Source organism: Chitinophaga solisilvae (genome assembly GCF_009928525.1).
Taxonomy (GTDB): domain Bacteria; phylum Bacteroidota; class Bacteroidia; order Chitinophagales; family Chitinophagaceae; genus Chitinophaga; species Chitinophaga solisilvae.
In genome coordinates, this window is sequence record NZ_JAABOK010000022.1 from 77,206 (window position 1) to 101,898 (window position 24,693).

Below are 24,693 nucleotides of genomic sequence, written 5' to 3' on the forward strand. Positions count from 1 at the left end.
CTTTTTCTGTGCTGGTTTAATTTTTCAGGGAATGCGGTGAGCGCACAATCTGTAAAGGATACTGCAGCAGCAGCTACATCCGGTTCCGTGAAGCTAAGCGCCGACAGCCTGCTGATACGGATGGAGGAGCTGCACAATACCCTGAACCGTATCAATAATATTACCTCCCGTGAATTTGATACCCGCGGTATGGAGGCAGAACTCCCGGAAATAAAATCCAACCTGCAAACTATTGATGACAACCTGAAGCTCTACAACAAGGTACTGAATATACGTAACCTGCAAATGTTCCGTGTATTACTGGCCGATATGCGGGAACATCTGGAGGAATGGCGCACCCAGCTGTTCGACTACAACAAGGAACTCGTGAGGATGAACGCAGAGATGACCGCTTTTACCAAAGATTCCTTTGTGAAGCAGATCAAGGCAGACACCACCTTCCGGAAATTTTACCTGCCTGAACTGAAAGAATTAAAAAGCAAATGGGATCAGGCACAACAGTCCACCACCCGGCATCTGAACAAGATTACCGTATTGCAGGCGGGCATTTCCGGCAGTTATTTCAAGGCCATAGAACTGGAGAATAAAGTCAATGAACAGTTACGGATTTTTAGTATTAAATCCCTGGGGAAAGAATACAATTATCTCTGGGAAAATAAAAGCCATACAGACTCTTCTGCAGCCGCGCTGGCGCAACAATCTTCCAAATCATTTGAAGGGCTGGGGAAAATACTGAATTATTATACCCGTACGCATTCGGACACCTGGTTCTGGATGTTCCTGATAGGACTGATATTTTTCCTGCGGGTGAATAAACAATTCAGGAAGATAAAAAAGGCCGGCAGCCATGAACTGCTGCAACCGCCCTACATCAAATATCTGCGGGCGCTCCCTTTTGCGGGCACGCTGGTCATCGTGCTTAATATCGCCTCTTTCTTTGACCTGCACGCCCCCTCCGCTTACATCGATTCCCTGCAATCCTTTTTAGTATTTGTACTCACCATCCTGTTCTGGCGCAGGTGGGAACGCCGTATGTTTGTTTACTGGATCACCATCTTCGTATTGTACCTGCTTACCACCGGCACGGCCACGGTGGTGGTACCGGACGTACGTGTGCGCACCTGGATGCTGGCACTGAATGCATTGTCCGTAATAACCGGTTTCTTTATTTACTTCCGCATTTACAAAAACCTGCCTGCCGGAAAGCTGGTCAGAATCGTGTCTGTCATCTTCATTGTGCTGAATGTGCTGTCTGCACTCTTTAACCTGTATGGCCGTTTAAGCATGGCGCAGGTGTACAGCACGGCAGCAATTGCCGGTTTGTTGCAGATCATTGGTCTGACCGTATTCATACAGATCGTGGAAGAAGCCTTCTACCTTCAGATGCAGACCAGCCGTATTGCGGGAGGTTTTACTGCCCGGTTTGATTTTGAAAAGGTGCGTGCGGGGCTTCACAAAATACTGGTGGCCCTGGCAGTAGTACTGTGGCTGATGGTATTTACCACCAATCTGAATATTTACAACGAATTATATAATGGCATCAGCAGCCTGATTACTGCCACCAGAAAGATTGGCAATACATCCTTTACGCTGGGGAATATTCTCCTGTTCTTTGTGATTCTGTTAATTTCCAATTTTCTGCAGAAGTATATCGGTTACTTTTTCGGGGAGACAGACGATGAGCAGGTCGGCGAAGTAAAAGCGAAGAGTTCCCGGCTGCTGTTGTTACGCCTGCTGGTGCTGGTAGCTGGTTTCCTGATAGCCATTGCCGCTTCCGGTTTACCGATGGATAAGATCACGGTAGTACTGGGCGCGCTGGGTGTAGGTATCGGTCTGGGGTTACAGAATATTGTCAACAACCTTGTTTCAGGCGTGATTCTCATCTTTGAACGTCCGCTGAAGATCGGCGACTTTGTAGAAGCAGCCGGACAGAAAGGCCGGGTAAAAGATATAGGTATCCGGTCCAGCAGAATGGTGACCACGGATGGCGCAGAAGTGACTGTACCTAACGGGGACCTGTTATCCTCCAAACTGATAAACTGGACGCTCAGCAACAATCATATACGCACAGAACTGTTATTCACCATTGCTCCTTCAGCAGCTTTGCCGCTGGCGAAAAAAATTATCCTGGAAGAGGTATCTGCTTCGGAGGCTGTTATCGGCAAAGTAGCGCCGGAATTGCTGGTGAAGAGTATCAATGACAGTAATGTTGCCCTGAAGGTGATGGTATGGATTCAGCATGTACACCAGGAAGAAGCATTTAAAAGCCAGATGTTACAGCAGATCTATCAGCGACTGAAGGATAATGAGATTATGATGTCGTAGCGGGAATACAGCAATATTGGTCTTAAGGCAGGAAGCCGTCTCCTTAAATGATGGAGACGGCTTCCTGCCATATGTTTCCGGAAGCAGGTGTTTACCTGCTGTCATTATTCCTGGTCCATAGTCATGATATCCCTGTCAAAGAGATACAATCCGCTTTTATCATCGCCAATCAGCTCCAGCTTATCGTTACAATCCCTGGCGAGTTTTTCTTCTTCCATCTGTTCCATTACATACCATTGCAGGAAGTTGTGGGTAGCATAATCCTTCTCTCCCAGTGCTATTTCTACCAGATCATTAATGCTTTCACTTACCTTGATTTCATGCTTGAGCAGTTGTTCGAAAGCACTTTTCAAGGATACAAATGTCATTACAGGCTGTTCCAGGGCCGGTATAACCGCAAAGCCACCACGTTCATTCACAAAATGAATCAGTTTAAGCATATGCATTCTTTCTTCATCACTATGACGGAAGAAAAATTTGGTAACACCTTTTAATCCGGGTTGGATCTCCGCCCAGCTTCCCATTGCCAGATAAGCCTGCGATGACTGTGCTTCCATCAATATCTGCTTATTCAGCGCATCTTTCATTTTTTGTGATAGCATAAGAAAAGTTCGTTTTAGTACACCAATTTACAAATTATAGTGATGATAAGAGGATGATAATTAGCAGGGAAGGTTAAATTGATGCAAAAGTTTACCCACGGGATTATACTTTTCCCTGCGGGCTGAGTCAGGGCCGAAAACACGGTTTCCTGGCGCTGAAAAAATATTGGAGAGGTAATTAGCGGATTTTCTTTTTCAGTTCCTTAGATAATTCCTTGATGACAGCCGTTTTGTCTTTCTGTATTTTCTTACCAAGTTCTTTTCGTGGCGAATTTGCATTATACTTCGCGCCCCAATCCATCATTTCAATAATTACCGGGAGCAAATCTGCTCCTTTCTGGGTAAGGCTGTAAATAAACCTGGATTTATTTTTTGCGGAAACTTCTTTAATCAGAATTTTTTCTGCTTCCAGCGCATTCAGTCTGTTTACCAATATATTGCTGGCTATTTTTTCTTCTGAATTTAAAAATTCACTGTAAGATACCTTTTCCCTTAACATGATATCCCTGATGATCAGTAATGACCATTTATCGCCAAATATATCCAGCGAGCAGCTTATCGGGCAATCAGACCTCATTTTTTCCATAAGTCAAAAAATTAGTTCTTGCATTTCGCAATATCTTTTTTAACTTGTACTTGCAAAACGCAAGAACAAATTTATAAATTTAAAAAGAAAACCAATGGAAAAATCACAGGAAACCAGGGAACTTCTGGAAACTTACTATCAGGGATTTGCCGAAAAAGCAAACTGGGAAAGTGTTATTGCTGATGATTTTCAGTACATAGGTGGCGATATGACCAACATTGCTCCGGTTACCGGTAAGCAAGCATATGTTGAGATCATCAAACGCTTTTCGCAGCGTTTTGAAGCTATGCGCGTACAGCGGATGATTGTAGAAGACGACAGGGCTGCGGTTATTGGCAACTATGACTTTGTATTCCCCAACGGCGTAAAAATAAATGGAAACGTTGCCGAATTCTGGACGGTAAGCAATGGTAAACTAAGTTCACTGACGTTGTATTTTGACACTTTAACGTTTATGAGCAATTTGAAGTAGGTCAATTCTTGCCATGGAAGGGAAAGTGGCGCTTACCGCCACAAGGCATTGCCTTTGAAAAGCACAAAGCCGCCAAATCATCCAAACAAAAAGCCTCCGGGCTATATCCGAAGGCCTTTTATTCTTCTGCGGGTATCGGATCCATCAATCGAATCCGTTCTTCCTCCTTTCTAGCAGCATGCAGAACGTATCCACAGGCTTCAGGCATCTTACCATATCCTGATCCGCTTATCTTCGTCCAGGAACATCTTCTCTCCGGGTCGTACATTAAAAGCCGGGTAGAAAGCAGGCGTGTTCATCAGCGGACCATTTACACGCCAGATTGGTGGGGAATGGGGATCGTTATTTACCCAGTAGCGGAGGTATTCGTCTTTCATTTTCACGCGCCAGATTCTGGCCACTGAAAAGAAAAACCGCTGATCAGGTGTAAACCCTCCGATCCTCGTTGTATCCTGCCCTTGCCGGGTCATTTTAAAAGCATCGTATGCTACCGCAATTCCGCTGATATCTGCTGTGTTTTCTCCTACTGTAAGCGCACCTTTTATATGAATACTATCCAATACGGTGAATGTACTGTACAGATCAATGACCTGCTGTGTTTTGGCCTTAAACTTCTTATAGTCTTCAGGTGTCCACCAATTTTTCACGTTACCGTCTTTATCAAACTGGGCCCCCTGATCGTCAAACGTATGCGTCAACTCATGCCCGATCACCATGCCAATGCCACCATAGTTAAGCGCATCATCCGCGTTGTTATCAAAGTAGGGAGGCTGCAGAATTCCGGCGGGGAACACAATCTCATTGGCGGAAGGATTATTATAGGCTGTAACTGTAGAAGGCGTAGTGAACCACTCCGTCTTGTCAACCGGCTTACCTAGTTTAGCGAAGTTGTACTGGAAGTTGTTCGCGGCCGCCGATACCACATTTTCAAAATATTTATTCCTTACAATAATTACATTGTTGTATGCGCGCCACTTATCCGGGTATCCGATTTTTTTGGTGATAGCAAACAATTTTATCTTGGCTTTTTGCTTGGTGCTGTCACTCATCCAGTCTAACTTGTCTATCCTGTTGGAGAATGCCTTCTGCAGGTTATTCACAAGTTCCAGCATCCGTGTTTTGGCTGACTCCGGGAAATATAGCTTCGTATATAATTGACCCAATGCCTGGCCAAGATAGGTATCTACCACGCTGGACATGGTCTCACCGCGTGTTTTTTGCATGGTTTGTCCCGTGAGGACTTTATTATATTCAAAGGATGCATTCACAAAGGGCTTGCTGAGGTAATCTGCATAGGTACTAATATAATTTACGCTCAGGTATACTTTCCAGTCCTCAAGCGGAACCGTTTTGAGAAGTGTGTTCAATTTGTCATAATAACCTGGTTGGGCTACATCCAGTGAATCTATGGAAGCTCCCAGATGCTGGAAGAAAGTTGTCCAGCCTATATTGGGATGTTGCTTATTTAAAGCGGCCAATCCAACTTTATGGAAATTGGCTTTTATATCCCGCAACTCAATATTGGTCTTATGTGATGCTGCCAGCTGCTTTTGGATATTGTAAACAAGTGCCGCATTTTTTCTCGCCGATGCAGTATCGCTTCCCGTCAGTGTAAAAAGATCTGCGAGGTACTTTTTATAGGCTTGCTGAATAGCAATGGTGGCTGTGTCTGTCTTGAAGTAATAATCTCTGTCAGGCATACCGATACCAGTCTGACCAATATGCCCCATATTCATGCTACTGTTTTCCTGATCGGGCGCCACCTGAAGATCGATCAGGGAAATGTTAGACAATTTGGTTTCTTCCGCTATGAATGTAAGCATATCAGCAATACTCCTGATGTCATTGATCTGCTGCAGACCGGGTTTGAGTGGCTCAAAACCACGCTGATTAATGATACTTGTATCCATTCCGGAAGCAAAGAAATCACCAATCTTTTGTTCAAGGCTGCCGGAGGGATTATTGCTTTTTGATACGCTGTCAAGGATACCCTGCAACCTGAGACGTTGCTGATAGTTCATAAACCGGTAGGCGCCTACACCCGATTGGCTGGGTGGTATTTGTGCGGTATCATACCATTTTAAATTTACGTAATTATAAAAATTATCACCCGGCTGAATGGTCGAGTCAATTCCGTCAATGGCAATGAAGGTTTTTTCGTTTGTTTGCGGTTGACAGGCAACAAAAACCAAGAAAAGGGATAGCAAAAACCAGTTTCTCATACAAATTGAATTGGTTGCGAAATGATGTTGAATGATTAATAAAGATATCGTTTCTATCTAATAATTTTTCAAATACATCATATGGAAGATGCCGGAATCTTTATAGAATGGAGGGCAAATCATCAGTACTTTCTAAAAAGACCCGTTTTCTTTTGGCATTTGTTGTGCCCCCTGGGTGCTGCCATTGCCGGACAAAATTTCTTACATCAACTACACCCTGTATTGCAAAACCGTAATTATCATAATTTTGATCAGATTATAAACTTTTTTATGGACGAGTTTAAAACCACCATTGATTTTCTAAAAAAAAATGCCCTGGCCAGTTCAATCTTGCTTAGCGATAGCCAGATTGCATCGAAAATCGGGCTAGGTATAGAAAAGTTCAATGAGTATTACCATAAGGATACTGCTCCCGTTAGTACCTTAAAAAAATTGAGAGATAGTTACCCTCAATATCTGATCGGACAAACTTATTTTACGGTGACTTATATTCAGGAAGTAGATCCTGAAGACCCGCCTACTCCTCCTTTAACTGAAGAGGAAAAAAAGAATGGAAAATTTTCAAATTAGCAGTACTATACTGCAGCTATGTAATAATAAACGTATTCAAAAACTGAACAATTACGGACGGGTGGCCAGGCTTTGGCATTCTTCTTTAAAATAAAAGTGCCACGAAAGCCGCGATTTATTTCCGGGAATAGTTGCGATTCCGGGGCAATTTTTCCGGAAATAAGAAAGCCTGCAGGTATTAACCTGCAGGCTTCTTGCATATCTTATTCATGTTATTTGCGGAGAGTCAGGGATTCGAACCCCGGGACCTGTTACAGTCAACAGTTTTCAAGACTGCCGCAATCGACCGCTCTGCCAACTCTCCAGTGGCGCAAATGTATAAAACGAATTGATTTTAAAAAAATTTATACCCGTTTTTTTTGAAAAATCTTCGGCCTAAAGATGGCCCCAGTCCGGATACAAGTATCCAGATACACCGAAAACCCTTTACTATGGCCATTTACATCCCGTAACTATTTTTACATTCACATAGTACCTTGAAGCAGAAAATGTTAGCCATTACACCAATTTCCGTAAATTTAAAGATGAACATATTCTTTGAAGGACCTGTACTCTGGTCGCAAATAGATGCCAATATGCACCTGCGGCACTCCGCCTATGCGGATTTTGCTGCGCAGGCGCGCCTGGCCATGCTCGATAGGGTTGGAATGGATGCCATGCAGTTCGTGAAATTACAACTCGGCCCGATCCTCTTCCGGGAAGAGCTGATCTACCTCCGCGAAATCGGCGCCAACGACAAAGTCACCGTTACCTGTGAAATGACGAAATGCAAAAGCGATGGCTCCCGCTGGTCTATCCGCCACGAGATTTACCGCGGTGATGGCATAAAATCCGCTATTGTCAATGTAGACGGGGCCTGGATAGATACTGCGAAACGCAAACTCACGGCGCTGTCCCCGGAAATGATGGCGCGGTTCAATGCCATTCCCCGCAGCGCGGACTTCATCCCGGAATCAGTGTAACCGCTGCAATATAAAATCAACCCGCTCCCTGACGCTGCCTGGCGGCACGGTGAACAACGTATATCCGTATGCGGTGTATACCTCCTGCATCCTGTCATGCGTGGCAGTGGCCGTAGTAAAATCCTGCTTCCGCTCTTCATCTCCGCAGAAAATTTCTTCCCAGGGCGGGAAGATAAATACGCGGTCATTATACCGGCATTCCCTGCAAAGGCATACCAGCTCTTCTGTCAGCGGTAAACCGGTTAGTTTCGTATAGCCGGCAACGTCCGGAAGCGCCCGGTCAAAAAATACCGGAGATACGCCTGGCTGCAAGGCATGATAGTCCCGCACTGCCGCTGCCTGCATGAGGTTACGGAATGCTTCCGTGTTATCCCAGGGCACAGCATGACCACCAGACTGCACCTGTTCCTGAATAATCTGTCGCCCTGACTCGGGCACAATGGAATAGCCCATTGCTTCCAATGCCTTTATCACCGTGGTTTTACCCGCGCCGGGCCCACCGGTCAATACATAGCCGTTTTGCCTTATCATAAATAGTAAATTGAGATTGAAAAAGATGACAGAACCGTCACCGGGTGAAGTAGCACAAAGATACATCATCTCCGGTAAGTATACACGTACCGGAAAAATTCTGTTGTAAATACATCTCAGGCTGAACAAACAAGGCCGCCCCGGTCAGTACACCGGACAACAAGGCGCCTGTATATAACACAGACGCCTGCATCGTTTCTTCCTGCTCCGGCTGTATGCCGGATATCATTTACCGGACTGTTACCGGTTTGGCAGCGCGTGTAATCATATCCCTGTCAGACTCCAGCGCCTTGATAAAGGGCAGGTCATTCTGCAGCCACGCGCGGGATGACTGCTCCAGGTAATTGTCCAGCTGAAAAAACTTCGCTGCCCTGGTGGCTCCCAACAGCTTGTTCATGCGCCTGAAATAACGCATCTGCAGCCGCCCGAATTCGAGGTCGTTATTAATCAGCTGACGGGTCAGGGAGTTCATCTTGCGCTCGTCCAGTGAAGCAAATTCTTCATTGTACATCTTCAGCAAGGCAATCCGCTCCGTCAGCCAGGGGCTCTTCTCGTCTTCATATTCCAGAAAGGCTGCTGTAAAAGTCTTTTCCTCCAATGGTGAAATATGCAGCTGCTCGCTCAGCAATGCACCTTTGTCTTTCCCGAAGATTTGTGTAACCAGATCCGGCCCGGGGTAGGCCTCGGCGGCAGGTGTCTGGGAGTAAGCCGCCAGTCCTGATAGCAGGACAATCAACAAACAAAACAAAGTTCTCATGTTACCTGGATTTAATAGTTATCGTCGTCCCTTTTCCATCGCGCATTAGCTGCTACGCAGGTATACTGATAAATACAAATCGTGATGAAGGCTACCGTGAATTTTTAATTATGAATTAGGAATGATGAATGATGAGTTAGCGCGAAGATCTAAGCGGATCAAATAACTTTAATCATTCGCTGAGCTCTTCGCTCAAACTCATCATTCATAATTCTTAATTCATAATTGATCCTCTCCTGTTTATCGTTGCGATGGTAATTAGCTTAACAGGCACATCAGCACCTCTGGCCTGGTCTTCGGGAGGCATGGTTATGAGGTGTAAGAATGTAAACAACGGGAACTGAAAAATAGTTCTGGCGGGTAGAAAGATTTAACAGAAGGGCCTCACAACATGATACCCTTCAGGTATGCTTTTCCATAGTTGCCCCATTTGTCCAGCGTTTTGGAGATTGTTTCATTCAGGGCGGCAGTAGTCACTTTTTTCCCTCTGGCAGGCGGTTTCAGCGCTCCGGGCTGCACATCGTCTACCAGCACTTTGGTGGCAAACCAGGTGATATGCTCATGCGGCAATGCTACCCCCAGTATCATACCAGGCAGACCAGTAAAGGATTCCGGCCCGCCAGGGGTAACAATGGCATCCGTATAGAAGGCTACTACATAGATGGAATCCATGATGATGGCATTGGCCCGGCGGCAGTCGAAACCGGCAATCTTCCTGGTTTCATCCGTGAGCTTCCAGCGGATCCGGCGGATACTGTCCTGCTGCAGATACAGTTGCTCAAACACTTTCTTTTGTGATATGCTTTCTTTTTTCTGCAGATCTGTATATACTTCGTTGGCCTCTGCAGGCGATTCCCGGACATTCACATTCTCCTGCAACTCCCTCCCTGGCTTGTAGGAAGTGATGTTACCGGTAAACTGCAGATCAAAATAGGATGTACTGAATTTAGGCGTCATCTTTTTTTCCAGGTCTTTCCAGGAAGCGTTATCATCACCGTACATCTCGTCTATCCGTGCATGAACGTTCTGCTTCTTCTCAAACTCTATCCTGCCCTGCTGCAGAAAGGTCGTATGCTGCGCCTGCACGCTGCTGCACACAAAAGCTAAAAGACAAATAACAATGCTTTTCATAAATCAGTCTTTAGATGCCGCTCCTCCGGCTTTATTGAAATTCCAGGTAACAGACAACATACCATAGCGTCCGATGGAAGACCAGGTGTTCTGTGTGATATAATTACTGTTGACAGACCTGCTGAATCCGATGTTCTGGTTCAGCATATCATTTACAGAGATGCCTGCCTGCAGGGCTTCCTTCTTGCCAAACTTCTTCATAAGTCCTGCATTCAGGATACACGCGTTGTTGTTTCCGGTAAATACGGCAGTTTTCTGCCGGATATTATAATTGGCCTCCGAGTGCAGTACCAGCTTCCAGGGCAGGAACAGGTCCATGCTGTAGGTGAAAGTATAAGTCCAGTAATCGGTACGTATACTTTTCTGCACGGAAGATGTACTGGTATTGAACCGTGCTTCCGCCTGCGCATATGCTTCATAGACTTTTTCTTTGGAACTCATGAAATATATGCTCCCATTGCCGTTGAAGCTGCGCGTTATGTTCTGTTGGCCTTCAATAAAGTTCACATTCCGGTAATAGTTGTTGGTCAGGTTATACCCGATGGTGTGGGGCGTACCTTTAATTCTCCAGCCCATTGTCATGTCCATTCCGGCGTTCTGATTACCGTTTACGTTTACCGCCTGCGTTGTACGGCGGCCTTTTGCATCGATGGTGGTATAATCGCTGAAGTCATTGCTGCTGGTATTATACATCAGGCTGATCCAGAGATTTCTTTCTGAAATAACCTTATAATCAGAATAGGTTATTCTGAAATTATTTCTGAAAGATGGCTTCAGATCAGGGTTTCCGATATACACATTCTGCTCGTCTTCATTGGAGCGCAGCGGTTGCAGCTGATTGATGGAAGGCTGCCCGGTATTACCGTTATAGGAAAAGTTGAGCCGGCGCTGCTGGCTGAAGGTATAACGCAGGGTGGCTGCTGGAAACCAGTTAACAAAATCGCGCCTGCGGGAGCTACCCTGATACTTGTCCTGCTGGTCATATCCGGTAAGCCCAACGTTACCGCCTAAATTAATACGTAATTTTTTTGCATTAAAAACATAGAACAGTCCGCCCTTGTGGGTTAGCATGTTGAAGGCATAATCGTTGCTGAAGGTACTGTCCAGCAAGGCATATTTTCCATCTGCCTTATTAAATGAATTGCGGCTGGAGTGGCTGTTGGTAATATTAATGCCGTAGCTGGCCATCAGCGAGGACTTGGGCGACAACGGCTCTGTATAGGTAATGTTACCGTTTACATTGATACTTTCGTTATTGGTAGTCTTGTACTGGTCGGTATGCTGCGTAGAGTCTACCGCGTTATTGGCAAAATAGTCTGTTTTCGAATCCAGGAAACCATCGCCTTTGGTACGGGAATAGTTTTCCGAGAAGTTCAGGGAAAGGGTTCTGCCTTGTTTCTTTAATTTCTTCCGCCAGAGAATATTACTGGAAAGGGTACTGATATCTGATTTGGCATTATACCTGCGTTCATTCTGATTCACCAGGGCGCTGTCTGCCCCGATAAATTCAGAAGCGAAGCGGCTGTTGGTTATTTTATGATCCAGTCCGCCATCCATGCGGATAGTCAGGGAGGAAGAAGAATCGAGCTGTCTTTCATAAAAGCCGTTCAGGCTGTTTCTCATGATGCTGTTATTGAAAGACTCCCGCACGTTACGGAAGGTGGTGGTATTATCCGGCATGATATTCTGTGTGTTGGTAACGCTGTTACCATCCATGTAGAGCTGCATGGTTTTCAGGTTACCATTGATATTGTTTTTATCTGCATTCCACTTATTATTGAAGTGCAGGCCGCCGGTTTGTACCAGCGGGTAGCCTTTGCCTTCGTATTTTCCGCTCCAGTCCTGCATATCATCTGTAACCGTGCCGTTAAAAACAAGATCACCGCTGCCGTCGGGTGTAAACTGATCGGCCATGCCCTGTCCGTATTTCTCCCGTTCATTCCAGTCGAGGCCCATTTTACCGGTATTGGAAACGATGCCGTAGGCAGAAAATTTCATTTTTCCGCGGAACATATTCAGCATGGCACTGGTTTCATGAAATCCGTCCAGGCCTGCGCCGGTACTGATTTTTCCGAAGTACCCGTTTTTTTTGTTTTCTTTGAGTTTCAGGTTGATGGTTTTCGCTGCCTGTCCGTCATCTACGCCGGTAAAGGCTGCCTGGTCGCTTTTTTTATCAAACAGCTGTACTTTATCCACCATATCGGCGCGCAGATTTTTTGTTACCAGGGTAGGATCATCGCCAAAGAATTCTTCTCCGTCTACCAGCACCTTTTTTACCTTTTCTCCCTGTGCGGTAATCTGCCCCTTGTTATCTACCTGAATGCCGGGCAGTTTCTTCAGGAGGTCTTCCACATTGGCGTTAGCCTGTGTCTTATAGCTGTCTGCATTAAATTCTGTGGTATCTCCCTTTATTTTGATGGCGGCCACCTTCTGTTGAATCACTACTTCATGCAGCAGTCTGGAACGCAGGGTGAGCATAATACTACCGGTATTATGCACGCTGGTATCTGATAACGTTACCGGCTCTACGTAATCGGCAAAGGAGGGATAGGTAATCAGCAGCAGGTATTTACCCGCCGGAATGTTATCCAGCTGAAAATTACCGGTGGCGGCAGAGCGGGTAAAGGTAACGAGTATGGAATCTTTTGCCTGCAGCAGGGCTACTACGGCGTTGGAGAGTTTTACGTGATTAAGCGTGTCTGTCACATTCCCCTTGATCACTGCCTGCTGGCCATAACACAGGTTAATAACGGTTAAGCAAAAAATGAACGATAGGATTTTTTTCATCGCGGGTATTACAGTTATAAACTACGGGGTAAAATTCATCTTTTAATTCAGAAAATGATTGTTGGCAGTGATAAACATCTGTTAAAAAGCATCCTATTTATCATGTAGGTTTAGTGTGTTACTGTTGGCATTTAACAAACGGCTATCGTCATAACAAGATAAGAAAAACTTTTTAGAAATGGGCTGCCATGAGGTCCATCAGTTCTTCGGCGGAGAGGCGGCCGGCCTGGTCGCTGCCTTCCAGCAGGCGGTCTGCCAGATCCCTTTTGCTGTTATGCAGGGCCAGGATCTTTTCCTCTATGGTATGCTGGGCAACGAGCCGGTAGACGGTAACGGGCCGTGTCTGCCCTATACGGTGTGCGCGGTCGGAGGCCTGTTCTTCTACGGCGGGGTTCCACCAGGGGTCCAGGTGAATGACATAATCCGCTGCGGTCAGGTTCAGCCCTATGCCGCCGGCTTTCAGGCTGAGTAAAAACAGTTCTCCGTTGCCGGACTGAAAATCTTTTACCAGCTGATCGCGCTGCCCTACCGGCGTTGCGCCATCCATGTACAGGTAGGAGATCTGTTGCTGATCCAGCGCATTTCTCACGATGTCCAGGTGTTTTACAAACTGGCTGAATACCAGCGCGCGGTGTTTGTTGGCGATCAGCTCTGCCGTGATTTCCAGGAAGGCTTCCAGCTTGGAGGAGCTTATCCGGCTTTCTGTATCCACCAGTTGCGGGTGACAGGCGGCCATGCGCAGGCGGCTGATTTCAGCGAGCGCACGGAAGCGTTGCTGCCCGGCGGTTGTGGCGTCAAAGGTTTCCAGGTTCTCCACGGCCTTGCGGCGCAGCGCCTCATAGAAGGTAGCTTCTTCAGGCGTAAGCTGTATCAGCCGGGTGATCTCCGTTTTTGCCGGCAGCTCATCCAGCACGGCTGTTTTGGTACGGCGCAGGATAAAGGGCGCCAGGAGTTTCCGCAAATGCGCCTTCACCGTACTTTCCGGGTTACGTAAAACAGGGTATACAAACTGTTCATTGAAATGATCCAGGGAACCGAGTAGCCCGGGATTCAGGAAGCGGAACAGGTTCCAGATTTCCGTCAGCTGATTTTGTATAGGCGTTCCCGTTAACATCACCCGGAAATCGGCCTGCAGCATCATAGCGGCTCTGGAAGTTTTTGTCTGATGATTTTTGATATGATGCGCTTCGTCAAGGATAACGGTGCCCCATTGCCTGCCAGCCAGCAGCTTACCTTCCGACTGCAGCAGTCCGTAGGAAGTGATGATAACATCCAGCGGGGCAGCATGGCCGATCACAGCTTCCCGCCTGCTGTTATGCAGGAAGCTGACGTTCAGGGAAGGTGCGAAGCGGGCTATTTCAGCAGCCCAGTTAGCTATTACGGAAGCGGGACATACAACAAGTGCAGGTCCCAGGGCCGCGCGGTACAGCAACAGGGCAACAGACTGAATCGTTTTTCCCAGCCCCATATCGTCCGCCAGGCAGGCGCCGGCTCCCCAGGCTGCGAGGTGGGTCATCCAGCGGAAGCCTTCTTCCTGATACGGGCGCAGGGTGGCCTGTAAGGTAGCAGGTACTTCCGGGATGGCAGCCATCGCGGTTTCGCGTTTCAGCGTAAATATTTTCCAGGCGGCATCTGTTGTGGCAGCGCCGGCATGCGCCAGCAGTTCTTCCAGCACCGGCGCTGCAAACTGAGGTACCTGCCATCCGTCTTTTTCTTTTGTTCCGATGCTCGCCAGTTCGTTGAGGCGTTTACGTAAGTCCGAGGTGAGCGCCACAAATTCGCCGTTGCTCAGGGCGATAAAGCGGTGGTTCACAATGCGTGTGGTATCCAGCAGGTCTTTCAGTGATAATACCAGGTCTTCATCTACCCTCAGCTCTCCTTCGCAGGCAAACCAGTGGCCTTTCTGCTTTACGTTAACGGTGAAGCCGGAGAAGCCGGCCGTCTGCCGCACCCGGTAACGTTCTCCTTCCGGCCATTCGGGGCGTACCAGTTCCGGATGGTCTTTTATCAGCTCCAGCAGCTCCAGGCAGTCTACCGGATCTTCAAAGAGGATAACATCTTCCATCAGTTCCTGCGGTACAATCTGCTGAATCATCTCCTGCAACTTTTCCGCGTTGGTCTTTTCCAGCGCCAGATCGCGGGCTGCCTGCCAGCGTGCGCCGTTGCTCATCCCGATGATGTGGGCGGCGCCCTGTCCCGGTTTACAGTAGGGTGGATCGGCGGTAAATGGCTTGACAAACAACGCCGCTTTCAATCCGTTGCCATAAGGCAGGAGCTGCACCACAATGCGCGGATCTCCGTTACGCCGGCGCAGGCCAACGCTGCCCTCTCCAAGATCCGCATGGATGGTAATATGCGCACCAATGCTGCGCAGCACTTCCATGAGTTTATCTTTTCCGGCGGCGGGTACTACAGGTATCTGGCTGAGCGTCTGCAATACTTTCCGTTGCCGGGCGGTGAGTTTAATGATCTTCAAACGCGCAGGCGTTTCATGCAGGAAAATGGTATCGCTGACAAAGTCAGTGATGTCACAGGAAAACGTATAGCCGTTACCGATATTATTCACGGCCAGCTCCGGTATCCCCTTTACTACTTCCACCGGTACAGCGGGGTTATCTGCCAGGAACAGCAGCGGATGGCCTGCTATCTCATTCCAGACGCGGGCATCAAAGGAATAGTATTCTCCGTCGTAATTATAGTAGTGATCCTTATGTACGGTGCCGCCTATACGGAAATCCTGGTCGGTCATTGCTTCCGCCTTCCCTTCCTTCAGCTTTTTCAGCGCCACCTGGCGGCCGCTGCTCCATTGCCCGTCGCCAGCGGAAGATTGCAGTACCGGCTGGATTTTATAGCTGGAAAAATCCAGCAGGTATATCAGGCGGTAGCTGACTTCTTTCTTCTCTTTTTTTACCAGTTCCGCTTCAGCAACCAGCAAGGTATTCAGCAGGCGTTCCCAATCGGCCGTCTGTTCCAGCAGCGAAAAAACCGGCGGCCGCTGAATACTGCCTTCCAGCTGGTGGAAGACCGGTGCATAACCGCCATAGCCTTCATTTCTCAGCAGGTATAAATATTCGTACAGGAGTAACCGGTAGTGGTGTTCCATCACGCGGCGCATCAGCGCATCCGCATTCACCCGGAAAGTATACAGCAGCTTGCTCCGCGGATGCAGCAGCTGCAGGCACATGATAGCCAGGAAGCTCAGCAGCCGGCTTTCATTACGTTCCAGCAGTATCAGCAGCAGGTTTTCCGCCTTCTCCTTTTTTCCGGTATGAAAATACAGGAGCGCGACGGCTGGCGTAACTGCGGGAAACAGCTTTCGTTCGTACGCGGTAAGTATTTTGCTGATAACCGGATTAGCATCGCCTCCGGGCAGCAGCATCAATGTAAATGCATACCAGAAGGCAAACAGCGGAGATACAGGTATCGTATTTTTTTTATCGTACTGCCGTTGCCGTTTAATACCTTTATCGAAAGTTTTCAGGGCTTTGTCAGGCTGCGCATGGTACAACAGCCATACTGCCTGCATAAAAATATCGTCCGCCGTTTCATCTGCCATTGCGGGCGACAATAATCCCTGCATCAGCAGCAGCTCTGGAAAACGGTATGCCTGCCTTTGTTCAAAAGCCAGCAGATCCGCCATCGGCGGCAGCTGCAGCAGCTGGTACTTCATGGCGTATGCATACATCCTATCAATTGCCTGCTGACTAAAAAGCTGCAGCAGACCGGCATATTCCGGATAATACAGCAGCCAGGAGATAGCCGGCAGGTATTCATCCAGCTCCGCCTCCACTCTTTTCACGGGCGCCAGCAGCAGATATTTATCGCCCGTAAAATAGGCTACCAGCAACTGTTGCAGGTCCTGCAGGCGTGCGCTGACCGTATAAAAGGCATGCACCGCCATCCGCGAACGGCCAATGACCTGCAGGTATTGTGGCTTTACAATATTCGCAGGAAACAACAGAAAATTCAGTTCGGGCGCCAGTGTAAAATTACCGGTAACATTTACTCCCCCCAGCTCCCGCTCCTTGAGGTCCTGCAGGATTTCATCAAAGCGCTTCCTGGGTAACTCCTGCATCAGCTGCACGGCATCAAACAGGGTATGCTTTTCCAGGGGATACAGGTGAATGGAAAGCACGTCCATCACCAGCTGCGCATCAGCGGGCTGAGATTGATATTGCTGCCGGTACCAGGAGGTGTTTATCATCCGGCAAAAGTAAGATATGATTTACGGATTTTGGAATTTACGGATTTTGGAATTTATAAATGCTGCGGAGATCTGAGCGTAATTATTTGCTTAGATCTTCGAAGCATTTATAAATTCCAAAATCCGTAAATTTTCCCTTTAAATAAAGTTGACTTTTTTCGTCCTGAGGGTGGCTGCCTGCGCAGCGGATAGTTCCTGGTCTGTAACCAGGGCGGTGATGAGGGAGAGGGGGGCAAATTTCAGGTAGCTGTCTTTGCCTATTTTGGAGGAGTCGCAGAGGAGGTAGATGTGGTCAGCGCTGCCGGCCATGGCGGTGGTGATGCCGGCTTCTTTTTCGCTGATGGCGGTCAGTCCTCTTTTTGCGGAGAGTCCGTCTGTGCCTACGAAGGCTTTGGCGGCGTGGTAGCTTTTGATGTGGGCGATGGCTCTGTCTCCGTGGATGGCTTTCCTTTCCTTATCTATTTCTCCGCCGATGAGATTCACCTGTATGCCGGCTGCATCCATAAAGGCGGCGGCTACCGGTAAGGAGTTAGTGATGATACGCAGCGGGGTGATGTTTTTCAGGTGGGGGCACATGGTGAATACGGTGCTGCCGCAGTCCATGAAAATGGTGTCTCCGGGTTTTACCAGAGCGGCCGCGCGTTTACCGATATATTTTTTGCGGGCGGAGGCCACCTGTTCCTTGTCGGCAAATGCGGTGAACGGATGTTGGGGAGGCGCTTTCATAGCGCCGCCGTGGGTTCTTATCAGCAGTTCTTCCGCTGCCAGCTGTTGCAGGTCACGACGGATGGTGATGGCTGAAATGCCCAGCTCATCTGCCATTTCCTGCACGTCCATGCTCTCTGTCTTCTCCAGAATTTTTAAAATTTTTCTTTTTCTTTCCTGGAATCCCATTTCTTTTTATATTTGATCAAAATAATCAATAACGATCAAATATAATCATTTTTATGCCACCCGACGTAAAAATCATGTCAACGGAAATTCTGTCCGACAACTGGTACACGCTGAAAAAGGTAACGTATGAATACAAACGCCGCAACGGCGACTGGCAGACACAGTCGCGCGAGGCATATGACAGAGGCAACGGCGCTGTGATACTGTTGTACAACGTGCAGACCCGTACCGTTATCCTCACCCGTCAGTTCCGGCTGCCCTCCTTTATCAACGGCAACAGCAGCGGTATGCTCATAGAAGCCTGCGCCGGCCTGCTGGATGAAAACAATCCGGAAGAATGCATCCGCCGCGAAGCGGAAGAAGAGACAGGTTACCGTATCCGGGATGTGCGGAAAATATTTGACGCGTATATGTCGCCCGGCTCTGTAACAGAGATACTTCACTTCTTCATCGCCGCCTATGATCATCAAATGAAAGTCAACGATGGCGGAGGTCTTGCACATGAACAGGAAGAAATAGAAGTGCTGGAAATACCTGTTGCGGAAGCAATGGAGATGATTACACGGGGAGAAATCAGAGATGGTAAAACAATTATGCTACTGCAGTATATAAAACTAAATGGAATTTTGTAAATTCAGGAATGGAATTACAATTCACTCCCTTTCCGGAACTGACAACCGGCCGGCTGCTGCTCAGACAGCCTGAAAGCCACGATGACATTGCCTTACTGCGAATCCGCTCTGATGATGAGGTACGGCGATATATACAACGTCCTAAAAATTCGCTGGAAGATGTACAGCAATTTATTCAGAAGGTCAGGCAAGGTATTGCCGCCAATGAAAATTTATACTGGGTGATTATCCACCGGGAAACACAGGAACTGATGGGCACCTTCTGCCTGTGGAATCTGTCTGCTGCAAATAACAGCGCCGAGATCGGCTATGAACTGCATCCCGACTATCAGCACCAGGGATATATGCAGGAAGCCATCACCGCAGTTATTGACTATGCCTTCCATACCATGAAAGCCGGTATGATTACCGCCTTCACCGTAGAAGAAAACCAGGCATCCATCCGTGTACTGGAAAGAAATCACTTCCTGAAAGCGCCGCCTGAAATGCAGGAGGAAGCAGAAGATGACGGTATTATTTATATTTTAAACCGCTGAAATAATCCGCAGACTTTCCTACCTTCAGGAAGTGAAATACTTTACCATTCCGCCGTCAGATCATCTGAAAGATATAGTAAGATATTTCTGGGTACTGGAAAGTGCCGAGCCATACGTTCATTACTCAATGGCCGATGTCTGCCCGGAGCTGGTATTCCACTACCACGGGCGGTTTGATGAAATAGCTGCCGATGGCAGCAGCGTACCTTCCTTTACTGCCGGCGTACACGGACAAAGCAGTCGCATCCGCCGTTTTACCATCAACGGCTCCTTTGGCATACTGGGCGTTTACCTGTATCCGCACGCAGTATCCCTGCTTTTTAACGTGCCGCCGGTAGTACTCACCAACGAAATGACCGACCTCAACACCCTGCTTAAAACAGCCGGCGACAACCTGGAAGAACAGGTAGCGCTGGCGCCGGGGCATCCGCAACGTATACAGCTCATTGAAGCGTTCATCACCCGGCGCCTGCTGCAGCAACGACAACAGCAGCCACCGGTATTTCACGCCATACAGGCCATCATTGAAAGCAAAGGACAGATTACAGTGAAACAGCTGGCGCAGGATTATTTCTTATCAGAAAGACAATTTGAACGGCAGTTCCGGCAATTCTCAGGATTCAGTCCCAAACTGTTTTCCAGGATATCACGCTTTCAGTGGGCCATAGCGCAATACGGGAACAACTTCCCGTCATTAACGCAACTGGCACTGGAAAGCGGCTATTATGACCAATCGCACTTTATCCATGACTTCCGGGAGTTTTCCGGTCAGCATCCCCGCCACTATTTTTCCGGTAACACCGACGCCACCAGGTGGCGCGACTAAGATGTCGGGTTTTTCCAATTTCAACCGCCGGCCCCATCCTAATTTTGGGTCATTGTTTCACTTATAACTTTCAGCAAATGGAAATTCCAAAAGGCCATCAGGCAGTCATGCCCTACATGATGCTTTCAGACGCAGCAGGCTTTATCCGCTTCACCGAAAAAGTATTCGGCGCAATGCTCACCCACACCACCAACCGGGATAATACCGATAAAATCATGCATGCCGAAATCCAGATTGCCGGCAACACCATTATGTTCTGCGACGCTACCGAACAATGGAAGGAACAAACAGCCAACCTGTTCGTATACGTCCCCGATGCAGACACCACCTATCATACCGCCATTGACAACGGCGGCGCCACCATCATGGAACTGACCGACCAGCATTATGGCCGCACCTGCGGCGTAAAAGACCCGGTTGGGAATGTGTGGTGGATCACATCGGTGAAGTAAATTACGAATTGCGAATTGCGAATTACGAATGCTGAGCGAAGACATAAGGGAAGAAGTAAATTCTTTATCTGCTTATGTCTTCGCTAAGCATTCGTAATTCGCAATTCGTAATTCGTAATTCATAATTATAAAAAGTACCCACAAAGTAATAACCCGTCCCTTCCTTCCCGCCTGAATACTTCTACCTTAGTGCTGACCAAAACACTGCGGAAAAATGAAAAGAATTATCTTCCTGTTCTCGTGGGTATTAATTTCCTGTACTTCAGATGCACAAAAAAAAGAAACAATGAAACCAGATATTTTTGCTGCTATCACCGGTAATGATGAGCCTACCGTGAAGCAATGGATTGCGCAGGGCAACAACCTGGAAACCAGGAATGAAAAAGGAGAAACGCCGCTGATGGCCGCTACCTATAAAAATAATATACCGCTGGCCTCCCTGTTCATACAGGCGGGCGCAGATGTGAATGCGCAGGACCGCATGCTTAACAGTCCGTTTTTGTATGCCGGCGCTACCGGATACCTGGAAATATTACGCTTATGCCTGAAAGCGGGCGCCAGATACGATGTATATAACCGCTATGGCGGCACGGCGCTGATTCCTGCCTGCGAAAGAGGACATATAGCCATTGTAACAGAGCTGCTGAAAGACAAATCCTTTCCGGTGGACCATATCAATAAGCTGGGCTGGACGGGCCTGCTGGAAGCCATCATCCTGGGCAACGGCGGCACGAAACATATACAGATTGTACAATTGCTGATTGATGCAGGATGCCATGTAAACATTGCAGATAAAGACGGCGTAACACCGCTGGCACATGCGAAAAGCCGCGGCTTCACAGAAATAGTAAAAATACTGGAAAAGGCAGGCGCAAAGTAAACGCCTGTCTTCCTGCTGCTTTTCTGCTTTCTTCCCTTCCATTCTTCCCCCCTCCCCCCACTCATTTCTGCACACTTCCCATTCTCTGCAAACGTTTGTCGGTTTTGTACTTTCTTCTCTTTTGCATTTGTAATTTTCACTTTTCTTGTCTGTTCCCCTTTTCTTGTATAATTTAAAAGAAAGTACCGTAAATCTGACTCCACCGGGCAGAGCACCCCGGTTTGCACATCTGACGATTCGAGCTGTTTTTCCCCCCGATGCCATACCGGCATACGGTTGACCCGTTTCATTTTTTCTTAACCAAAATAAAAACAATGAAAACACAAGGTATTCTCACGTTACTGGCGGCAGGCACGCTGTTCATGGCCTGTAAAAACAACCTCCGCGAAGACATTAAACCCGGCAGCGACAAACCCGCTGCAACAACCGAACTGACAGGCACCTACACAGAACAGATTTTCACCGGACTGGATTTCTACAACGGCTATGCCGCCAACGCCTACACCGATGCCGGCGGCGTTATTTACCTGAATAATACCGTAGCCCTGAAAAAAATATCGCTGAGAGGAAAAGCTGATTCCACCGCCACCTTCAAAGGAGAGCTGCGCATATACCAGCGCGGCGACGGCTATGACCGCGACGGACAACTTTACTTTCTCAGAGACTCCGTCGTAAAGGCGCTGCTGACGAATCAGAGCACCTTCGATTCCGCTGCCAAATCCAGAATAGATGCCTATGCACCCAAAACAGGCTACCTGTATGTAACCCCCTTCTTCTATTGGTACCAGTCCATCAAATCAGTACCATATACTTTCGACCTGAAAGATGTAGCCTCCCTGCTCACCGGCAAAGACTCCGTATGGGTAGCGCTCAGCGCATGGGGTACACATCTTGACCAGTCTGACTGGGTGGGTAAAAACGAACCCCGCTCCTTCTCTGCAGACTTCAGCATCACGGCAGACAACAATACCACCAATGCCAACCCAACCTACATACAGGCCGTTCAATTCGGCAGAATAGCAGATGCTGCCGGTAACAACTCCCGCACCCTGACCAAAATCATCACCATCCCCTACCGCCTGCGCAATGCGAAGATAGTAGTGGTATCACAAGCCTGGGGCGCCGGGTCCGGCGGTGAAGAATATACTTACCGCACCCATAACGTGAGCTGGGATAATACACAGATCGGTACCTTCTCCTCCAAAGTAGCCTGCGGCCCCAACACCATGCGCAGCTACGACATTTCTTCCTCCCCACGCAACTGGTGCCCTTCTGAAGTAGTACCACCACATACCATCAGCATCAGCGGCACCATCGCCGCCGGCAGCAACCACACCGTAAAAGTGGATATCGTCAACGCCAAAGCTGATGCTAACAACAACTTCAAACTCTCCGTATATATAGCCGGCGAAAAATACTAGGTTAAAATAATTACGAATTACAAATTGCGAATTACGAATGATGAGCGAAGATCTGAGCGGATAAAGAATTTACTTCATCGCTCAGATCTTCGCTCATCATTCGTAATTCGCAATTTGTAATTCGTAATTCCCCCAAATCCCTACCTTAGCATCATGTATCTTCAAACGCTTCCGAAGGTTTTTCATGCTGCGAATGAAATTACGCCGCCTGTTTATCCGGATCATTTTCTGTATGCAGAAACGATGCGGCAGCCGTATGACAGCCCGGCGCACCCTGCAGGCATAGGTTTGTTGCTGAGTGGCGGCGGAACGTGCGGGTACTATGTAAATGGTGGCAAAAATCCGGTACAGGCGCAGCAAGTGTTCTTCATCAACCGGGGCAGCCGGCTGGCGGTAAGCACCGGCAAAGAGGTGGCGCCGGTGATGTTATTCTTTCATTCCGGTATGCCGGATCTGATTCAGTACAGCCTGCATTACGAAGATGAAAAATTACTGGATGCACCGTTTGATAGTCTGCCGTACGATTTCTCCTACCTGGAGAGAATGCATACCAACCCCGCCCTGCATCAGACCATCATATCCCTGATAACACTGGGCAACAGCTGTTCTTCCTTTGCCGCACTACGGGCAGATATCATCATCAGAAGCCTTTTTGAGGACCTGCTGAAAGCCAACCGGGAAGCATTTCGCCGGTCGCAGAACATACAGGCAGTAAAGGTTGCCACACGGCGGGAGATCTTCAAAAGAATCGCATTGGCCAGAGAATGGCTGGAAGCCCATTATGCGGGTAACGTTACCCTTGAAGATATGGCTGTCATCGCCACCATGAACAGCCAGCATTTTCTGCGTATGTTTAAACAGGCGTACCTGATTACACCTCATCAGTACCAGATAGAACTGAAGCTCAGGAAAGCCGTGCAACTACTGGAAACAACCTTGATGCCCGTACAGGACATATGCCTGGAAATCGGCTTTGAAAGCGTCTTCAGCTTCAGTGTATTGTTTAAGGAACGTTTCGGTACACCGCCGGCAGCTTTCAGAAAAGAAGCGGCCGGATGAAATTCTCCATTTCCGATAAATCCCCTTCCCGCTACCCTTGTTAGTTTTGCTTCATCATCAATATGTAACATCATGAATCAATTATCAACACCTGATTTCAGTCAGTTCAAATTGAGGGTGAACATTAAAACTCCGGTTGAAAATGTTTACAAAGCCTGGGCTACCAGCGCCGGGCTTACCTCCTGGTTTGCGGCAGCATCCTTTACTGATGAGGATGGCAACATCCGGCCGGCAGATGCACCGGCACAAACCAACGACCATTACCGGCTCCAGCTTTCCTGTGAAGGAGTGGATGCCCACGGTACCGGAAAAGTATTGCAGGCGAATGGCAAAAATATTTTCAGCTTCACTTTCTCCAAAGGCTGTCCTGTCAGTATTTCCATTTATCCGGAACATGGAGAAACCATTGTAGAACTGTTTGAAAGCAAACTGCCTACCGACAGCGATACCATTCAGAGACATTACGTCGGCGACTCCAAAGGCTGGATCTTCTTTCTCACCAACCTCAAATCTGTACTGGAAGGAGGATTGGATTTGCGTAATAAGAATGAAGCTATTGGGAATGTGATTACGGGATAGAATGGAGAGTGAGGAATTGCGAATTACGAATTGCGAATTACGAATTGCGAATTACGAATGTAGCGCGAAGATCTGAGCGGATAATGAATTTACTTCATCGCTCAGATCTTCGCGCTACATTCGTAATTCGTAATTCGCAATTCTATAGTGTCCGGTTAAAATAACCCAAAGGATAAATAAAAGGAGGCCGATGTGGCCTCCTTTTTTAGTAAGTTTAAGTTACCACACTAAAACTACTATTATGAGCAAAAGTAGATTTTTTTCC

Annotated in this window: 22 protein-coding genes and 1 tRNA gene; 12 read left to right on the top strand and 11 right to left on the bottom strand. The window is 47.7% G+C overall.

The features are described 5' to 3' along the window. The first annotated feature begins 36 nt into the window (after positions 1 to 36). Positions 37 to 2,325 carry a mechanosensitive ion channel family protein gene (locus GWG06_RS28350; RefSeq protein ID WP_160717794.1) on the top strand — a complete coding sequence of 763 codons (2,289 nt, stop codon included), beginning with the start codon at positions 37 to 39 and terminating at the stop codon, positions 2,323 to 2,325. A gap of 104 nt (positions 2,326 to 2,429) precedes the next feature. Here the strand turns inward: GWG06_RS28350 and GWG06_RS28355 are convergent, their stop codons facing one another. After that, positions 2,430 to 2,927 (bottom strand): ferritin, encoded by a 498-nt coding sequence (locus GWG06_RS28355; RefSeq protein ID WP_127044448.1) that lies wholly within the window; start codon positions 2,925 to 2,927, stop codon positions 2,430 to 2,432. A 178-nt stretch (positions 2,928 to 3,105) separates the two neighbouring features. Beyond that, complete coding sequence (locus tag GWG06_RS28360; protein WP_160717796.1) at positions 3,106 to 3,513, bottom strand: winged helix-turn-helix transcriptional regulator; 408 nt, start codon at positions 3,511 to 3,513, stop codon at positions 3,106 to 3,108. Positions 3,514 to 3,607: 94 nt separating this feature from the next. On the opposite strand from GWG06_RS28360, the gene GWG06_RS28365 reads away from it, so the two are divergent. After that, a complete protein-coding gene (locus GWG06_RS28365; protein WP_160717798.1) occupies positions 3,608 to 3,985 on the top strand; it encodes a nuclear transport factor 2 family protein in 378 nt (125 codons plus the stop codon). A 209-nt stretch (positions 3,986 to 4,194) separates the two neighbouring features. Here the strand turns inward: GWG06_RS28365 and GWG06_RS28370 are convergent, their stop codons facing one another. Next, the gene (locus GWG06_RS28370; protein WP_160717800.1) at positions 4,195 to 6,207 is read right to left on the bottom strand and encodes a M13 family metallopeptidase; all 2,013 of its coding nucleotides are present in this window, start codon (positions 6,205 to 6,207) and stop codon (positions 4,195 to 4,197) included. Positions 6,208 to 6,288: 81 nt separating this feature from the next. Here GWG06_RS28370 and GWG06_RS28375 point away from each other — a divergent pair, with 81 nt between their 5' ends. Beyond that, the gene (locus tag GWG06_RS28375) at positions 6,289 to 6,777 is read left to right on the top strand and encodes a hypothetical protein (protein WP_160717802.1); all 489 of its coding nucleotides are present in this window, start codon (positions 6,289 to 6,291) and stop codon (positions 6,775 to 6,777) included. Positions 6,778 to 6,996: 219 nt separating this feature from the next. On the opposite strand, the gene GWG06_RS28380 is transcribed toward GWG06_RS28375, so the two are convergent. Continuing rightward, positions 6,997 to 7,081 (bottom strand) — tRNA-Ser (locus GWG06_RS28380). 220 nt (positions 7,082 to 7,301) lie between these two features. Here GWG06_RS28380 and GWG06_RS28385 point away from each other — a divergent pair. Beyond that, positions 7,302 to 7,739 (top strand): acyl-CoA thioesterase, encoded by a 438-nt coding sequence (locus GWG06_RS28385; RefSeq protein WP_127036386.1) that lies wholly within the window; start codon positions 7,302 to 7,304, stop codon positions 7,737 to 7,739. On the opposite strand, the gene GWG06_RS28390 is transcribed toward GWG06_RS28385, so the two are convergent. From GWG06_RS28390 to GWG06_RS28420, 7 genes are all read right to left on the bottom strand, one after another. After that, positions 7,731 to 8,270: an AAA family ATPase gene (locus GWG06_RS28390; RefSeq protein ID WP_160717804.1), complete on the bottom strand. Its 540-nt coding sequence runs from the start codon at positions 8,268 to 8,270 to the stop codon at positions 7,731 to 7,733. The two genes, GWG06_RS28385 and GWG06_RS28390, sit on opposite strands and share 9 nt — an antisense overlap. Before the next feature lie 37 nt (positions 8,271 to 8,307). Further along, the gene (locus GWG06_RS28395) at positions 8,308 to 8,499 is read right to left on the bottom strand and encodes a hypothetical protein (protein ID WP_160717806.1); all 192 of its coding nucleotides are present in this window, start codon (positions 8,497 to 8,499) and stop codon (positions 8,308 to 8,310) included. Further along, complete coding sequence (locus GWG06_RS28400; protein ID WP_160717808.1) at positions 8,500 to 9,027, bottom strand: hypothetical protein; 528 nt, start codon at positions 9,025 to 9,027, stop codon at positions 8,500 to 8,502. Positions 9,028 to 9,411: 384 nt separating this feature from the next. Then, complete coding sequence (locus tag GWG06_RS28405) at positions 9,412 to 10,158, bottom strand: GLPGLI family protein (RefSeq protein WP_160717810.1); 747 nt, start codon at positions 10,156 to 10,158, stop codon at positions 9,412 to 9,414. 3 nt (positions 10,159 to 10,161) lie between these two features. Further along, positions 10,162 to 12,945 (bottom strand): outer membrane beta-barrel family protein, encoded by a 2,784-nt coding sequence (locus GWG06_RS28410; RefSeq protein WP_160717812.1) that lies wholly within the window; start codon positions 12,943 to 12,945, stop codon positions 10,162 to 10,164. A gap of 172 nt (positions 12,946 to 13,117) precedes the next feature. Next, complete coding sequence (locus tag GWG06_RS28415) at positions 13,118 to 17,149, bottom strand: DEAD/DEAH box helicase (RefSeq protein WP_160717814.1); 4,032 nt, start codon at positions 17,147 to 17,149, stop codon at positions 13,118 to 13,120. 138 nt (positions 17,150 to 17,287) lie between these two features. Then, positions 17,288 to 18,043, bottom strand: a complete 756-nt coding sequence (locus tag GWG06_RS28420) for a DeoR/GlpR family DNA-binding transcription regulator (protein ID WP_160717816.1) — start codon at positions 18,041 to 18,043, stop codon at positions 17,288 to 17,290. Between the two features lie 74 nt (positions 18,044 to 18,117). On the opposite strand from GWG06_RS28420, the gene nudK reads away from it, so the two are divergent. The 8 genes from nudK to GWG06_RS28460 all read left to right on the top strand — a co-directional run bounded on the left by nudK (position 18,118) and on the right by GWG06_RS28460 (position 24,428). After that, positions 18,118 to 18,675: a GDP-mannose pyrophosphatase NudK gene (gene nudK, locus GWG06_RS28425; RefSeq protein ID WP_235938582.1), complete on the top strand. Its 558-nt coding sequence runs from the start codon at positions 18,118 to 18,120 to the stop codon at positions 18,673 to 18,675. An 8-nt stretch (positions 18,676 to 18,683) separates the two neighbouring features. After that, entirely contained in the window at positions 18,684 to 19,211 is a 528-nt protein-coding gene (locus tag GWG06_RS28430; RefSeq protein ID WP_160717820.1) for a GNAT family N-acetyltransferase, read from the top strand. Positions 19,212 to 19,242: 31 nt separating this feature from the next. After that, a complete protein-coding gene (locus GWG06_RS28435; protein WP_160717822.1) occupies positions 19,243 to 20,037 on the top strand; it encodes a DUF6597 domain-containing transcriptional factor in 795 nt (264 codons plus the stop codon). A gap of 77 nt (positions 20,038 to 20,114) precedes the next feature. Further along, positions 20,115 to 20,489: a VOC family protein gene (locus GWG06_RS28440; protein WP_160717824.1), complete on the top strand. Its 375-nt coding sequence runs from the start codon at positions 20,115 to 20,117 to the stop codon at positions 20,487 to 20,489. Between the two features lie 286 nt (positions 20,490 to 20,775). Continuing rightward, complete coding sequence (locus GWG06_RS28445; RefSeq protein ID WP_202183147.1) at positions 20,776 to 21,369, top strand: ankyrin repeat domain-containing protein; 594 nt, start codon at positions 20,776 to 20,778, stop codon at positions 21,367 to 21,369. A gap of 314 nt (positions 21,370 to 21,683) precedes the next feature. After that, positions 21,684 to 22,790 (top strand): peptide-N-glycosidase F-related protein, encoded by a 1,107-nt coding sequence (locus tag GWG06_RS28450; RefSeq protein WP_160717828.1) that lies wholly within the window; start codon positions 21,684 to 21,686, stop codon positions 22,788 to 22,790. Positions 22,791 to 22,943: 153 nt separating this feature from the next. After that, positions 22,944 to 23,849 (top strand): helix-turn-helix domain-containing protein, encoded by a 906-nt coding sequence (locus GWG06_RS28455; RefSeq protein WP_160717830.1) that lies wholly within the window; start codon positions 22,944 to 22,946, stop codon positions 23,847 to 23,849. 72 nt (positions 23,850 to 23,921) lie between these two features. Further along, on the top strand, positions 23,922 to 24,428 hold the full coding sequence (locus GWG06_RS28460; protein ID WP_160717832.1) for an SRPBCC family protein: 507 nt from the start codon (positions 23,922 to 23,924) through the stop codon (positions 24,426 to 24,428). Positions 24,429 to 24,693: the final 265 nt, after the last annotated feature.

Bases quoted from the DNA above. Each gene is read 5' to 3' on its own strand.
- GWG06_RS28355 (WP_127044448.1), bottom strand. From the start codon at position 2,927: ATGCTATCACAAAAAATGAAAGATGCGCTGAATAAGCAGATATTGATG.
- GWG06_RS28360 (WP_160717796.1), bottom strand. From the start codon at position 3,513: ATGGAAAAAATGAGGTCTGATTGCCCGATAAGCTGCTCGCTGGATATA.
- GWG06_RS28365 (WP_160717798.1), top strand. From the start codon at position 3,608: ATGGAAAAATCACAGGAAACCAGGGAACTTCTGGAAACTTACTATCAG.
- GWG06_RS28370 (WP_160717800.1), bottom strand. From the start codon at position 6,207: ATGAGAAACTGGTTTTTGCTATCCCTTTTCTTGGTTTTTGTTGCCTGT.
- GWG06_RS28375 (WP_160717802.1), top strand. From the start codon at position 6,289: ATGGAAGATGCCGGAATCTTTATAGAATGGAGGGCAAATCATCAGTAC.
- GWG06_RS28385 (WP_127036386.1), top strand. From the start codon at position 7,302: ATGAACATATTCTTTGAAGGACCTGTACTCTGGTCGCAAATAGATGCC.
- GWG06_RS28390 (WP_160717804.1), bottom strand. From the start codon at position 8,270: ATGATAAGGCAAAACGGCTATGTATTGACCGGTGGGCCCGGCGCGGGT.
- GWG06_RS28395 (WP_160717806.1), bottom strand. From the start codon at position 8,499: ATGATATCCGGCATACAGCCGGAGCAGGAAGAAACGATGCAGGCGTCT.
- GWG06_RS28400 (WP_160717808.1), bottom strand. From the start codon at position 9,027: ATGAGAACTTTGTTTTGTTTGTTGATTGTCCTGCTATCAGGACTGGCG.
- GWG06_RS28405 (WP_160717810.1), bottom strand. From the start codon at position 10,158: ATGAAAAGCATTGTTATTTGTCTTTTAGCTTTTGTGTGCAGCAGCGTG.
- GWG06_RS28410 (WP_160717812.1), bottom strand. From the start codon at position 12,945: ATGAAAAAAATCCTATCGTTCATTTTTTGCTTAACCGTTATTAACCTG.
- GWG06_RS28415 (WP_160717814.1), bottom strand. From the start codon at position 17,149: ATGATAAACACCTCCTGGTACCGGCAGCAATATCAATCTCAGCCCGCT.
- GWG06_RS28420 (WP_160717816.1), bottom strand. From the start codon at position 18,043: ATGGGATTCCAGGAAAGAAAAAGAAAAATTTTAAAAATTCTGGAGAAG.
- nudK (WP_235938582.1), top strand. From the start codon at position 18,118: ATGTCAACGGAAATTCTGTCCGACAACTGGTACACGCTGAAAAAGGTA.
- GWG06_RS28430 (WP_160717820.1), top strand. From the start codon at position 18,684: ATGGAATTACAATTCACTCCCTTTCCGGAACTGACAACCGGCCGGCTG.
- GWG06_RS28440 (WP_160717824.1), top strand. From the start codon at position 20,115: ATGGAAATTCCAAAAGGCCATCAGGCAGTCATGCCCTACATGATGCTT.
- GWG06_RS28445 (WP_202183147.1), top strand. From the start codon at position 20,776: ATGAAACCAGATATTTTTGCTGCTATCACCGGTAATGATGAGCCTACC.
- GWG06_RS28450 (WP_160717828.1), top strand. From the start codon at position 21,684: ATGAAAACACAAGGTATTCTCACGTTACTGGCGGCAGGCACGCTGTTC.
- GWG06_RS28455 (WP_160717830.1), top strand. From the start codon at position 22,944: ATGTATCTTCAAACGCTTCCGAAGGTTTTTCATGCTGCGAATGAAATT.
- GWG06_RS28460 (WP_160717832.1), top strand. From the start codon at position 23,922: ATGAATCAATTATCAACACCTGATTTCAGTCAGTTCAAATTGAGGGTG.